This window comes from Symmachiella macrocystis (assembly GCF_007860075.1).
Taxonomy (GTDB): domain Bacteria; phylum Planctomycetota; class Planctomycetia; order Planctomycetales; family Planctomycetaceae; genus Symmachiella; species Symmachiella macrocystis.
Genome location: NZ_SJPP01000001.1, coordinates 368,335 through 381,512, shown reverse-complemented (window position 1 = coordinate 381,512; position 13,178 = coordinate 368,335). Strand labels below are relative to the sequence as shown.

The 13,178-nt window shown below is 57.1% G+C and carries 10 protein-coding genes; 4 read left to right on the top strand and 6 right to left on the bottom strand.

The window, feature by feature from the left end; genetic code table 11:
* The first annotated feature begins 25 nt into the window (after positions 1-25).
* The 3 genes from CA54_RS01495 (at position 26) to CA54_RS01485 (ending at position 4,174) form a co-directional block, all read left to right on the top strand.
* Complete coding sequence (locus CA54_RS01495) at positions 26-1,699, top strand: serine/threonine-protein kinase (RefSeq protein WP_146369108.1); 1,674 nt, start codon at positions 26-28, stop codon at positions 1,697-1,699.
* 545 nt (positions 1,700-2,244) lie between these two features.
* Entirely contained in the window at positions 2,245-3,414 is a 1,170-nt protein-coding gene (locus CA54_RS01490; protein ID WP_197532119.1) for a DcaP family trimeric outer membrane transporter, read from the top strand.
* Positions 3,415-3,739: 325 nt separating this feature from the next.
* Positions 3,740-4,174 carry a Fur family transcriptional regulator gene (locus CA54_RS01485; protein WP_146369106.1) on the top strand — a complete coding sequence of 145 codons (435 nt, stop codon included), beginning with the start codon at positions 3,740-3,742 and terminating at the stop codon, positions 4,172-4,174.
* A gap of 12 nt (positions 4,175-4,186) precedes the next feature.
* On the opposite strand, the gene CA54_RS01480 is transcribed toward CA54_RS01485, so the two are convergent.
* From CA54_RS01480 to mreB, 4 genes are read right to left on the bottom strand one after another with little or no spacing between them, the layout of a single operon-like run.
* Positions 4,187-6,460, bottom strand: a complete 2,274-nt coding sequence (locus CA54_RS01480) for a penicillin-binding transpeptidase domain-containing protein (RefSeq protein ID WP_146369105.1) — start codon at positions 6,458-6,460, stop codon at positions 4,187-4,189.
* Between the two features lie 2 nt (positions 6,461-6,462).
* Complete coding sequence (mreD, locus tag CA54_RS01475) at positions 6,463-6,999, bottom strand: rod shape-determining protein MreD (protein ID WP_197532118.1); 537 nt, start codon at positions 6,997-6,999, stop codon at positions 6,463-6,465.
* Positions 7,000-7,021: 22 nt separating this feature from the next.
* Complete coding sequence (gene mreC / locus CA54_RS01470; protein WP_146369103.1) at positions 7,022-7,975, bottom strand: rod shape-determining protein MreC; 954 nt, start codon at positions 7,973-7,975, stop codon at positions 7,022-7,024.
* Positions 7,976-8,004: 29 nt separating this feature from the next.
* A complete protein-coding gene (mreB, locus tag CA54_RS01465; RefSeq protein WP_146369102.1) occupies positions 8,005-9,048 on the bottom strand; it encodes a rod shape-determining protein in 1,044 nt (347 codons plus the stop codon).
* Positions 9,049-9,407: 359 nt separating this feature from the next.
* On the opposite strand from mreB, the gene CA54_RS01460 reads away from it, so the two are divergent.
* Positions 9,408-12,008, top strand: coding sequence for a tetratricopeptide repeat protein (locus tag CA54_RS01460; RefSeq protein ID WP_146369101.1), 2,601 nt, complete (start codon positions 9,408-9,410; stop codon positions 12,006-12,008).
* Positions 12,009-12,066: 58 nt separating this feature from the next.
* Here the strand turns inward: CA54_RS01460 and CA54_RS01455 are convergent, their stop codons facing one another.
* Positions 12,067-12,600 (bottom strand): hypothetical protein, encoded by a 534-nt coding sequence (locus CA54_RS01455; protein ID WP_146369100.1) that lies wholly within the window; start codon positions 12,598-12,600, stop codon positions 12,067-12,069.
* Between the two features lie 102 nt (positions 12,601-12,702).
* Entirely contained in the window at positions 12,703-13,176 is a 474-nt protein-coding gene (locus CA54_RS01450; RefSeq protein ID WP_146369099.1) for a hypothetical protein, read from the bottom strand.
* Positions 13,177-13,178: the final 2 nt, after the last annotated feature.

Genomic DNA, 13,178 nt, shown 5'->3' with positions numbered 1-13,178 from the left:
CTCACCACTGGCCACTCCCTAAAACATGTCCGACGACCGCGAAGCCCGTTTGGCGCAACTGATCGATGAGCTATTGCTGCGCACCCGCGATGGCGGGCAGGTCGACATCGAACAGGTTGCCGCTGAATATCCCGATCTAGCCGATGAGTTGCGCGAGCTCTGGACGACCGCCATGATCGCCGACGACCTGGGCTCCGTCGCAGCGGCCTTGCTCGAAGCGGACCTGTCGCTGACGGTCGACAGTCCCGAGAACGGCGACAATCCATCGCCTCTCCCGTCACAAATCGGCAAGACGATCGGTGATTACGAATTGTTGTCCGAATTGGGGCGCGGCGGAATGGGGGTCGTTTATAAGGCCCGGCAAAACAGTTTAGGCCGAACAGTCGCTTTGAAGATGATTCTCCGCGGCGACATGGCTTCCGCCATCGACCTGGCGCGGTTTCGCGGCGAAGCCGAAGCGGCGGCGCGGCTCGATCATCCGCACATCGTTCCGCTCTTAGAAGTCGGCGAACACGAGGGTCGGCCCTACTTCAGCATGAAGTACATCCCGGGCGAAACCCTGTCGCAACGACTTGTTGCCGGGCCGCTTTCCTCAAAAGCGGCAGCGGAATTGTTACTCCCCGTCTGTCGCGCCATCGCTGCCGCTCACGCCGGCGGAGTGCTACATCGCGATTTAAAACCGGCGAACATCCTCATCGATACCGATGGCCGGCCACACGTCACCGACTTCGGCTTGGCCAAACAGATGCGCGCTACTGATGACCCGCGGACGATGGCTCAAAGCCTCACCCACAGCGGCGCGATCGTCGGCAGTCCGAGTTACATGGCCCCCGAACAGGCTGCCGGGAATCGCGGGGACATCGGCCCGGCTGGCGACGTCTATAGCCTGGGAGCGGTGCTGTATCACATGCTCACCGGTCGCCCACCGTTTCAGGCAGCAACGCCCGTCGATACGTTATTGCTGGTCCTCGAACAAGACCCATTGCCGCCCCGCGTCTTGAATCCGGCAGTCGATCCCGACTTGGAATTGATTGCGCTCAAATGTCTGCAAAAGCCGATTGACCTGCGTTATTCAATGGCTGACGAATTGGCCGACGACCTACAGGCGTACCTACGTCACGAACCGATCTCCGCCCGCTCCTCGCACATCACACAAATCGTGGGCCGATTGTTTCGCGAGACGCACCATGCTTCGGTGCTGGAAAACTGGGGCGTGCTGTGGATGTGGCATAGCCTGGTGCTGCTGGTGCTCTGTTTGCTCACCAATTGGATGCAACTGAGCGGCATCGAATCGCGGCTGCCCTATTTGGCGGCCTGGGTCTTCGGACTGGGAACATGGGCTGCCGTCTTCTGGAATCTCCGCCGCCGCTCCGGACCGATCACCTTTGTCGAACGCCAAGTTGCCCACGTCTGGGGTTCGAGCATGGTCGCTAGCACGCTGTTGTATCTGGTCGAATATTTGATGGGGCTCACGGTGCTGGAACTCTCACCGGTGTTGGGCCTGATCACCGGCATGGTCTTCGCCGTCAAAGCGGGGATCCTCTCCGGCCGCTTCTATGTGCAGTCCGCCGCACTGTTCGCCACGGCAGCAGTGATGGCACAGTTCCCGACCTACAGCATCTCAATTTTCGGCGTGGTCTCAGCGGCCTGCTTCTTTTTACCGGGGTGGGAGTATTACCGCCGGTATCGCACTCGGTGATACCGCTTCGGCCATTCTGTTTCATGACGAAACTCCCCACGGGTTGTCATGACTGCAAATGTCAGCACCCGGCGGCACATGAGATCATCGTCCGCCTAACCGCTATAACCGTTAAAGTCAAACATCGTTAAGTGTCGAGATTGGAAGTGACGTCCTCTCCACTTCAGCGCGATTTGCCTCGCTGCATCTCAATACTTTCAATAAATTACTGCGCAATGCCGTACATCAGCCGCGCAACGACTTTCATTCTGCGAACAATGCTGCTTGCCGGAGTGTTGTTGGGGCAATGCGCATTTGCGCTTGGTGATGACCGATCTCAAAATTCCGAGCGTGATTCGGTCTCGGCTCTCTCAGAACGAATCGATACGGCAGAATCGGAACTGCGCGGTCTCAGGCGACGACTCGAGGAATTGGGAACGTCCCAATCGGTTGAGGCTGCCGGAGAGGCGGGCGTTGTTCAAATTGGGGAAGCGACTCTCCCGGAGGAAGAATCCACGCTGCAAACGAGTTTTGTTCGGCGTTCCTGGCAACAGGGGTCTTCGTTCATGGATTCGCTTCAAGTTGTCGACGGTCAGAATCTTGATCCGCGCTTCACCAACCAGGAATTCGAGGGGGAAGTCCCCTTTGATAGTCGCGGAGCGCGGTTTTATCGCTCACCGGATTTTGACGAAGGAATCATCATCGAAGGCGAGGGGGCCGCGATGAAGATTGGCGGTTTTGTCAAAGTCGACTTGATTCACGACTTTGATCCGATCGACTCGCAAGACACCTTTAATCCGTCCACGATTCCCATCGGAGCCCCCCCACGACAGAACACGCATTTTCAGGCCAACACGTCGCGGCTGAGTTTTGATACGCGGTGGCCGACCGAATATGGGACGGCACGGGCGTACATCGAAGGGGACTTCTTCAGCGAAGGAAATCGCTTCCGCCTCCGCCATGCCTACGGCGAGATGGGCAGGATCATTGTCGGCCAAACCTGGACGACGTTTACCGACATGCGGTCATTGCCACAGACACTCGATTTCGAAGGTCCGGTCTCGGGAGTCTCGCGCAGACAGGCGCAGATTCGCTGGACGGAATCGATTTTTATCGAAGAGCTCACATGGGCCACAGCTCTGGAAAATCCGCAAGTTATCTTTGAACTGCCGGAAATGGTACAAGGGGAACAGCGGACCGAGTCTCCGGATCTGGTTACTCATTTGCGGTACACGACCGATGATGTGCAACTGCAGGCAGCCGGTGTTGTTCGCCAAATTGGCTTTCAACCGGTCGGCGAACGCGTGAGTTCGGAAACCGCCTGGGGATTCAACTTCACCGGTTACATCCAACCGACCGAAAGCGACGCCGCCTATTATCAAATCTTGTTCGGCGACGGCATCGGAAGTTATCGCGGCCTGCCCGATGTTGCCCCGACCGGTCCCACGTCCGCCTTTTTGTTGCCCACGTTCGGTTGGCTGGTGGGCTACAAGCACAACTGGACTGAGGATCTAATGTCGAACTTCATTTACAGCCAAAGTCGCTTGTACCCCTCCGACTTCCAGTCGGCCGATTCCTTACGAGAGACGACGTATCTGGCTGCAAATGTAATTTGGAATCCGACGGAGCGATTTTTTGTGGGCGTCGAATATCTATTTGGAACCCGAGAAGACGCTGATGGAAGCCGGGGTGAGGCGAATCGCATCCAATCGAGTTTCGGGTTCTATTTGCCATAGGAAGTCCAAAACTTCCCCTCGAAGTTCCGTAGGTCGTGCCGTGCATGACGAGATTACGTTAGTGGTGCACAGGTACACGTGCTATGGTAGCTGCATGATTATCGCTGCCAACGCCCTTGCGTATTCGAACCCAGCACGCCAAGTCAAGGATCTTCTCAGGTAAAGCGAAGCCTGGTAACGAAGGGAGCAATGTAAGGGACGGTTTACCTCTCGCCGCAAAGAATTCTCGCTCGGAATCAGCGCCGCAATCTGATACCGTAAGGGCCAATGTCCTCTGCTGCCCGTTTTCCAATTATTAATTATTCGTTCAGGAACCCCGCCTACCATGGCTGATTCGCATGCCGATGAAGTCGCTGCTATACGTGCCCGGATTCGTGGAACCGGGTTGCGGAGCACTTCCGCGCGGATTGCCGTATTGCAACATATGCAAGCCGCCTCTGCACCGTTGACGCACGCGGAAATTGCCACAGAACTTGTTCCGCAAGGCTTTGATAAAGCGACCGTCTATCGCAACCTGATCGACCTCACCGATGCGGGCATTGTGTCGCGGTCCGAATTGGGCGATCACGTTTGGCGATTTGAGGTCCGCGGCGAGGGAGCCGGGCACGATGGCGAACATCCGCACTTCGTCTGCGTCTCTTGCGGGTCAGTCACCTGTTTGGGCGATGTGAAAATCACGCCCACCAAGAAAAAAGAATGGGCCGGCATTGCCGACATTAGCGAAGTACTACTCAAAGGGCATTGCGTGAACTGCGCCTAAGGGGAGGGAGTGTTATTCGCCTGAGGCCAATTCGAGTTTGCCTTCGACGAAATCTAATTCCACCAGTTTGCGCACGAATTCGCGCGCCAATGGTCCCGCAGCATGGCCGCCTGATCCAGCGTGTTGCAATACAACCACAAACGCAACTTGTGGTTGCTCAGCTGGTGCGTATCCGGCAAACCACGCGTGGTCCGCGCGATTGGCTCCGACTTCAGCCGTCCCCGTTTTTCCGGCAATCGCTACACCCGGCAGGCGGACGGTTTTATATCCCGTTCCATGCGATTCCTCGACGACACGCACCAGACCGGCGTGAATTTGCTCCAACGTTTCACCCGACAGCCCCGCCACGCGGTGCGGATTTCTGACTGCCCAATCGTACTCGGTTTCAGACTCATTGCCCGCCGCATGTATCGCCCCAACATGGCTGACCAGATGTGGTGTGACCAGATATCCACCGTTGGCCACGACCGCCATCAAGCGGGCAATCTGTAGCGGTGTGACCGTCAACGACGATTGACCGATGGCCAGTCCCAAGGTGTCGGCGATTTGCCAACGTCCATTACGTCCGCTGCCTGACTTCAACGTGGGGACATTGCCGCCCCGTTCGCCCGGCAAATCAATCCCCGTTGGTTGCCCGAAGCCCAACCGGGCGGCCCAGTCCACAATCGGCTGCGGTCCGCTCCGCCGCGCAGCGGAATAGAAATAAACGTTGCACGATTGCTCCAGCGCCGCCTGTAAATCGATGTGACCATGCCCCACACCGTAATGCCGGAAGATATAGCAACGATGATGCTCCGGATCATCCAGATACCCTTGGCAAAAGAAATCCTGATGCACACCGATCGCACCACTTTCTAGCACCGCCGCGGCAGTCAATGTTTTAAAAACCGATCCGGGGGGCAGCGTCATGCGGGTCACCCGTGGTAAAAAGGGACTGCGCTGATCCTTTCGTGCGGCTTCAAACACCTCTTGATCGCCTTGGGCCAACAGGTCCAAATCAAACCTTGGCGCCGAGGCCGCTGCCAGGATGGCTCCAGAATGCACGTCCAACGCCACGATCGCGCCGCCGGCTGGAATCGGCAACTCATCCTTTTCCGCTTCCTCAGTTACTGCAGGGCGACGATTCAGTGCCGCGTCCAACAGTTGTTCCGCATGACGTTGCAACCGCGTGTCCAACGTCAAGTTGACGTCGGGGCGTACCATCGGTTTGCGTTCAATTTCGGTGCGAATGATTTCCCCGCGGTGGCTTAGAAACCTCCGCCGCTGTCCCCGCAAACCGTGCAATTGCCGTTCATAAGCCCGCTCGATTCCCGTCTTGCCGATTCGGTCTCCCGCCCGATAGTCCAACGGATCCGCCGAGCCGAAGCGCGCTTGCCGCTCCGCCAATGCCTCGCCGCTGATTGGTTGGCGATAGCCGATGACGTGTGCCGCCAATTCCCCGTGCGGATAACGTCGCCGCGTCGATTCGACCAGCTTCAGTCCGGGAAACCGTTCCGGATGCGCTTCGATATGCATTCCACGTTTGAGATCGATTTCAAACAGGATCGTGTGGTAGTCCTGTTGTTCCCGCACAACAATCGGATCGAGCCGTCCACGATCCGGAGCAGTAGTCAATGCCTTCACAAAGGCGTTCCAGCCACGTTGCCAAGCGGATTGACCAGATTGATCCGACGACGAAGCAGTCTCCGACGACTGTTCCTCCTCAAATCGTTCCTCGCGCCGTTTTTCAACCAACTCAACGATCCGTTCCACACGTCGCTGGATGTCGCCTCTGCGCTGGGTGAGCTCCTTTTCATCCATTCCACTCAGCGCAGCCAATTCCTTCCACATGCGTTTTTGCTGTGCAAGGACTTCCAACTCGGCGGCTTCCACAAGTTGCGCGTCGCGACGCTGTCCACGCGTGAGCCGTTCGCGGGCCTTCATCCGCAACCATTTTGGGTCGGGAGGAGATTCCAGCCAGCGATAATATGCCGCCACTTGGAAATAGCCCACATCTTGGGCCAAAACCAGTCCATCCGCGCTGACAATCCGCGCATCCCGACTGGGCATCGATTCGACGGTTTCGCTGATCGTGGCGAAATCTTGTTGATATCCATCGGCCAAGTGAACCTGCAAATAGGCCACGCGGACGATCACAATTGACAACAACACCAAGACCCCGGCGAACAGACCCCACAATCTCCCCCGGGGATTTTCGTCAGGCGTCCAGGCGGAGGTCGCTGTGGACCTCGTCGTATCGAAACTTGTGACACGATTCCGCATAGTTGGTGTTTTGGATTTCCACATGATTACCAGGGAATCGCCGGCCGACTCCACTGCCGGTCCTGAGCCTCATGCCCAGTGAGGTGTCGCGTGCCGCGGAGCAGGATGTTGTGCGCCAAAATCGAGGCTGTCGCAATGGCGAAGGTATAGAGTGCATTGCCGGCCCACAAAACACCCAACTGTTGAGCATGCTCGACCAACCTCCGCAACGGCCAATTGGCGGCGATCTCGATCCCGCAGAGCATTACTACCGCCGCTGCGGCCGTGAGAAGAATTCGCATGGGTGAAATCGTTTTCCGTGGCTCGGTCTGTTGGAGCAGCACGGCCACCAGCGTAAAACCAATCATGTTGATTCCCATAGGTCCCGTCCCCATCGCATCGACCGCCAGTCCCCAAACCGCCGCGCCGCAGACCGCCCATTGCGATCGACGTCGATAAAAACAGGGCACGCACAGCGCGATGAGTAGGTTTGGTGTGAACGGTCCAAGAGCGATCGACGGGCTGAGCGTCGTTTGCAAAACCAGTAGGACATATGTCCCGATCACCCAAAACAGTACCTGCACGCGAATCCCTTTTTTCCTTAATTTATTGTGCCATCATTCGCAGCGGGTTGAGACTTTGACGCAAAACATGCACGCTGCGCAGCGCGTCAAGATTACCCGCCGGTTCGATGCGGATGTCCCATTCCACCGCACCGGGTCGCAGTTCCGCTTCAATCACTCGTCCGTAAAACATGGGATGGGGCAGGGCACCGTCTCCCTGCACGGAAAAAACCAAATCGCCCACGCTGACCAACTGCGTTGCCTCGATGGACCGCAGCCGACAATGCGCCGCTCCGTCACCTTCCAAACGCCCCGCAGCTCCCCAAAGCATGCCGCGATCTGATTTGCGCGCCAGCCGCGCTAATGCTTGATATTCTGGATCGGTGATCAAACGAATGGAACTGGTCCAACGCCCCACCGTGTCCACTCGGCCAATCACATTCCGCGCACTGTAGACATCCTGTCCAGGCTCGATCCCCGTCGTCGCACCCTGGTCCAACAACGGTTGTTCGCCATCTAAAACGTACGCCAACGGATCCACGGCATCGCGATTTCCGACATCGATGGCTACCGCTTGACGCAGGTGGTCGGCCGTTTTTTTGCTCAACACATTCGCACTTAACAAATTGGGGACGACCAACGGCAGACTGCCTTGCTTGGCGATGGGAATTCGCATTTCCGCCTGCAATGTGTCGCGTTCCTGTTGGAGCGTTGCATTCTCAGCCAGCAATTTTCTTTCGCGCAATTCAGCGCTGGCGAGATCGTGCCGCACCTGTTCCAACTCGGCGTATTCCTCGGCTTGGAATTGTGGAGCGGATCGCCAATCGCGCACACGCTGTTGCACGTCCACTAGAATGCGTTGTCCCGGTCTGAGCAGATCACGAAACGGAACGCGCAGCGCTGCTGCGGTCGACGCCGGTGATGCTGCCAGCACCAACCCGACCAGGCAGAGCAGACCGGCTGGCCAAATCGCGATTTGTGAACGTTTTTGTCGCACGCCTAGAGACCGCTCCCTTTGCTTCCGGATTACTCGTCACCGGCGTCCAGGCTTTCACGCCATTTTGCCAGGTGCTCGACGCAAATTGCCGTCCCGCGGGCAACGGTCGTCAGCGGGTCGTCTATCACCCGTACGGGGATTCCCAATTGTTCGTTCATCAACGAATCAATACCCCGCAGCAACGCGCCGCCGCCGGTGAGAACCAATCCATTATCCACCAGATCCGAAACCAATTCCGGATCGCATTGTTCAATCACGTTTTTCACGCCGGCAATGATTTTCTCCAACGGATCGAGCAAGGCCTGCCGGATCTCTTCACTGGTCACCATCGCCTTACGGGGGACGCCGCTAATCGTGTCCAACCCACGCACGTCGTGCGTCAATTCTTGTTCGAGCGGATAAGCATTTCCCAGACCAATTTTGAGTTTCTCAGCGGTCTGCATCCCAATTTTGAGGGAAAAATTTCGTTTCATATAGTCGACAATCGCCGCATCCATTTCATCGCCGGCCACTTTGAGCGACGTTCCTGCTACGATGTCGGACAGGCTCATCACGGCAACTTCGGTCGTTCCGCCGCCGATGTCACAAATCATGCTGGCCATCGGTTCGGCAATGGGCAGTCCCGCGCCGATACAAGCGGCCGTCGGTTCTGGAATCACATACACGCGCCCCGCACCGGCGCGTTCGGCGCTGTTAAAAACCGCGCGGCGTTCGACCGGGGTAATTCCCGCGGGAACCGCAATCACCACGCGGGGACGCAACCCACGGCGTTGTCGACTCGCCTTGCGCATGAAATACCGCATCATCGCTTCGCACAGTTCAAAATCGGTGATCACACCATCTTGCAACGGGCGGGCGGCCACGATCGAATCGGGGGTCCGCCCCAACATCTGTCGCGCGAGTTTCCCAACAGCCGTACCTTGCCCCAGAACGCGGCGTGTTCCCTTTTGCAGGGCAACAACGGACGGTTCGTTGACGACGATCCCTTCACCGGGCACTGCCACCAATGTATTGACCGTGCCGAGATCAATGGCCAGGTCTGGGCAGGCCCATCTGCGAAATCTATCGAGCATCCGTACTCTTAGGCGGGGTCAGGAGCGGCGTGACTTGCGGGCAGAGAAGGGGGATTCCCGCGAGTCGCCACATTAAAATTGGAAGGTTACGAACCGACGATGTCCGCAACCTGTGCACTTTGTACTGTCTAATCTGTAAATCAAAGCCGTCACGTGACTTGCAAGTCCGCAATTTGTACCGCTTGTCTCGAATTCTCGCAAGATGCACTTTGAACAGCACCGGTATCTCAAAACTCGCAAGCGGTCACAGGCAAACGGACATTGCCCTAAAACGGCGGCGCAGGTCTAATTGTTATTAGAAACTGCGGCCAATTCGTTTCGAGATAAGGCCGCCTTCCCGGCAATCAACTGTGAGTACGATGAATCGACCGACACGACAACTCAATTTTCCGCCCTCTCCGCTCACCCTAGCTTTATTGTTGTCGGCCCTGGTTCTGTTGGCTCCGCTGGGCGCTTGTGGAGACGAGGCGTCGCTCACAGCTCGCTATTTTGATGGACTGCGCAGCCGTCAGCTTTACGAAGTTGCCGAATTGTACGGCCGGGACCAACTGCTTCGAGACGATTTGCTACCCGAAGAACGCCTGGAATTCACCATCGAATTGTCGCGGACTCTGGCCGACCATGCGATGCACGCCGGCGACGCACAGCAACAGGCAAAATTATGGACCGAGGCACGTGAAATTCTCAACACGTTGATTCAGCAAACTCCGCAGCAGCAATTGTCGCTGGAGTTTCAATTGGCCCAGTTGGACGCCCTCCGCGGCCAATCCTTACGTTACCAGTCCCAAATCGCGCCGTACGACCACGTTCTCCGCGACCAAGCGGCGAAAATCCTTGTCCAGGCGATTGAACAATTTCGCGCCGTGCAACGCTCCGCGGTCGAGATATTGAAAGGATTGGGCCAAGCGACCAGTTCCGCATCGCCCTACACCGAGTCGGAACTTGCCGGTTTGGTGGCGCAGGTCAAACAGTCGGAGGCGACAGCGCTGTTTGATTTGGCCATGGTATTGCCCAGTGATTCACCCGACCGCGCGGTTGCCCTGATCGATGCGGCGAAACGGTTAAAAGAGTTGCCCAAAAGCAGCAGTGGTCCAGGAAAAATCCGCGCAGCTGAGGTTCAGTTGCTGTACGCGCGCTGCTTGCGATTGCAGCGTCACTATCAACAGTCATTGGATTTGCTCAACCAGTTTTCCAAAGCCGGCGCGAATTCGGTGATCGGCGATCGTGCCACCGGCGAGCGGATTCGCGCGTTATTGGGCATGAAACGGACGGATGAAGCGGCCAAACTGATTGACGATTTCACAATCGCCGGCCGGGAACTTCCCGCAGAGTTGGAGTTTCTCAACGTGCTCATCTTGTCCACGCAATGGCAACAACAAGTCGCTGAGGGCAATTCGGCTGCAGCGACCGGCTTGTTGGAATTGATTCATCAACAAGCGGAAAAGGCGCAAAAGCAAACTGGCGGGTATTGGGGAGCGCGCGCCTGGGCCTTGTGGGAGTTCAATCAAGAATCCAGCCAATACGGTGAGGAAGTCGCGCTAGCGATTCGCGAAGCCCGCGCCCTGTATACACACGGGAAGGTACTCGACGCGATCGAACGGTACGGCCAAGCCGCCTCGACGGCATTTAGAACGGGACAGCGCGACTTAGCGTTCGATTTGGCATTCACCCGCGCCTCGTTGCAGCTCCGCACCAAACAATACGATGTCGCCGCACGCGCGTTTGGCGAGCTGTTTGAAAAATTTCCACAAAACGCCCGCGCCGCCGATGCGTCATTGTTGCGCGCATTCGCCTTGGGACAGGTCTATAATACAAGACGTACTCAAAGCAAGCGGAAAGAATATACGCAGGCGTTGGAGCAACATCGCGAACAATTCGCCGACCATAAAACATCCGCCGCCGCCACGTGGATGCTGGCAGAATTGGAGGAGCAGCGGTTACAAACAACCGTTGCGCTTAGACTGTATCAATTAATTCCGGCCGACCATGCTCGCGGCCCCGCCGCGCTCGTTGCCATTGCCCGTTGCTATGAAAAAATCCTCAGCCGACTGCAATCGCTGGGGCGTCCGATGGACAGTTGGCTAGAGATTGCCACCACCGAATTGCAGGAATTCCTTCCGCAGCCTCCCAATCCCGGTTCCCCGCTCACAGAATCGCAGTGTGAGATTGCGACCTACTTGGCCAAGATTTATTTGCATGCGACGCCCCCCAATTTTGCCGCTGCGGATGCCGTGTTGGCGCGGGTGTTTGACGGCCGCGCCACTGGTGAATCGACAAACTATTCACCGCAATTACGCAAGACATTGGCCGCGGCAATGCAGCTCCGCGTGGTTTCTCTCGCCGGACAAAACCGGCTGGCCGATGCAGGTAAATTGCTCAATCAACTATCGGAAACCAGTCCGGTGGAAATGTTGGGCATCCTGGGCGGCTTGTCCAAACTGGTGGAAGGCGCCGGTAACGAAACGGGCCGCGATGTCGGCGCGCTGCAGCTACAAGCTGTCGAAAAACTCGACGCGCGACGCGCGCAACTCACCCCCGCTCAGGCAAAACGCTTAGACCAATGCCGAGCACAAGCCTACGAAGCCCTGGGGCGGATTGATGAAGCGATTGAGCTCTACGAAGCGTTGCGGGAAACGTTTCCCAAAGATCGCGAGTTACAAAGAAATCTGGGGGAGGCTCTGATTCATTGCGGAACGCAACGTTGTTTGAATCAAGCAACACAGTTGTGGGCGCGTCTCGAAGTGGCAAATAAGTCGGGGACACCCCGATGGTTAAATGCGCGCTACTATCGCGCGTTGACCGCTTTCACGCTCGAGGATTACGACCTCTGCCACAAATTGACGGGAATCGCTGCGCAGCTCTACCCCGAATTGGGGGGGGCGGAACTGAAGGCTCGCTACGAAGATTTGTCGAAGCAATGTGACGCCCAGCGCGCAAAAAACGGGACACAATCGCCCTAAGCAGCGATTGCGTCCCGTCTGAAAGTCCAATGGAACCTCTAAGAGACAGACTCGTGGGTTACCACGGTGTCCGCATGTAGTAGGCACCTTGTTGCATGGTGTCGGTCGGCCAGTAGACCATGGCGGGAGAGTTTTGTCCCTGCACCATCGGAGGGCGAGTCATTTGCCAACCGAACGGAACATGCGTCAATCGTGACGAGGGCAAGCCCCAGCCGTAATTGTATTGCTTGCAGACAACCGGCGCCAGCGGCACCGTGACCGGTACACCGTACCCTTGTTGGGAATTGATGTATTGATCGCGACAATCATTTCGGCTGAATGGCTCGGGTCGGCAGTAGCGCCGACGGTAGTCGGGGAGGTATCGCCTGCGGTGGCCATAACCGCCACCGTAGCCGTAGCCATTGCATTCGGCGCCGACATACCCCTCATCGACAACTGTCGATGAGGTCGTTTCGGGGCTGGTGGTGGTCACAGGGCCGCCGGTCGGTTCGGGGACCGGCTCCTGCGCTTGCCCATTATTCAGGCTAAGTGCTGAAACCATCAGGCAGGCCATCCCGCCTGTGGCAAGCACTTGAAAAAATCTGATTTGCATAGGTCAAATCCTAGGTCACGAGACGGGGGATTATTGGGAATGAGGCGGTCCGCATCACACGCGATTCCGCCCAACGGCCTTTTGGGCCGAGAATCGTGGGAATCAGCGTGGTGGCAGGAACAACGTTTTGAAGATCGAACGTTTCCGCTTATATTTCACAATGATTTCTGTGCCCTTCAATTTGCAGTTGCCTTTGCAACCACCCATACCGCACCGCGGACAGACATCTTCACCACATTCGTCGTTGCAGCGATTTCGGAGATGCTTGCCCGGCAGGCCGAAAGGACCGGTCTTGTGCTTGTAGTAAAACGGGGGCGCCAGGTAGTGATGCTCGTGAGCATACAAGTATTCGTGGGGATAGAACGCAGGGTTGGTGATGTAGGTGCCACCCATCCGCGCTGGGACGGTTTGGACCGGCATCGGATACAGACCGGCATTCATCACAGGCGCGGTCGTGCCCGGCCCGCCGTAGTAGCCCTTGTCCGAGTAGAAAATATCACCAGCCTGCGCGGCTTGCGAAACGATCAGTGTCAAGGCGACCCCTGCCAGGGCCGCGCACATTATCCGTCGGGTCATCG

Coding starts and splice junctions, on each gene's coding strand:
- CA54_RS01455 (WP_146369100.1), bottom strand. CDS start 12,600: ATGCAAATCAGATTTTTTCAAGTGCTTGCCACAGGCGGGATGGCCTGC.
- CA54_RS01485 (WP_146369106.1), top strand. CDS start 3,740: ATGGCTGATTCGCATGCCGATGAAGTCGCTGCTATACGTGCCCGGATT.
- CA54_RS01490 (WP_197532119.1), top strand. CDS start 2,245: ATGGATTCGCTTCAAGTTGTCGACGGTCAGAATCTTGATCCGCGCTTC.
- CA54_RS01460 (WP_146369101.1), top strand. CDS start 9,408: ATGAATCGACCGACACGACAACTCAATTTTCCGCCCTCTCCGCTCACC.
- CA54_RS01480 (WP_146369105.1), bottom strand. CDS start 6,460: ATGTGGAAATCCAAAACACCAACTATGCGGAATCGTGTCACAAGTTTC.
- CA54_RS01450 (WP_146369099.1), bottom strand. CDS start 13,176: ATGACCCGACGGATAATGTGCGCGGCCCTGGCAGGGGTCGCCTTGACA.
- CA54_RS01495 (WP_146369108.1), top strand. CDS start 26: ATGTCCGACGACCGCGAAGCCCGTTTGGCGCAACTGATCGATGAGCTA.
- mreB (WP_146369102.1), bottom strand. CDS start 9,048: ATGCTCGATAGATTTCGCAGATGGGCCTGCCCAGACCTGGCCATTGAT.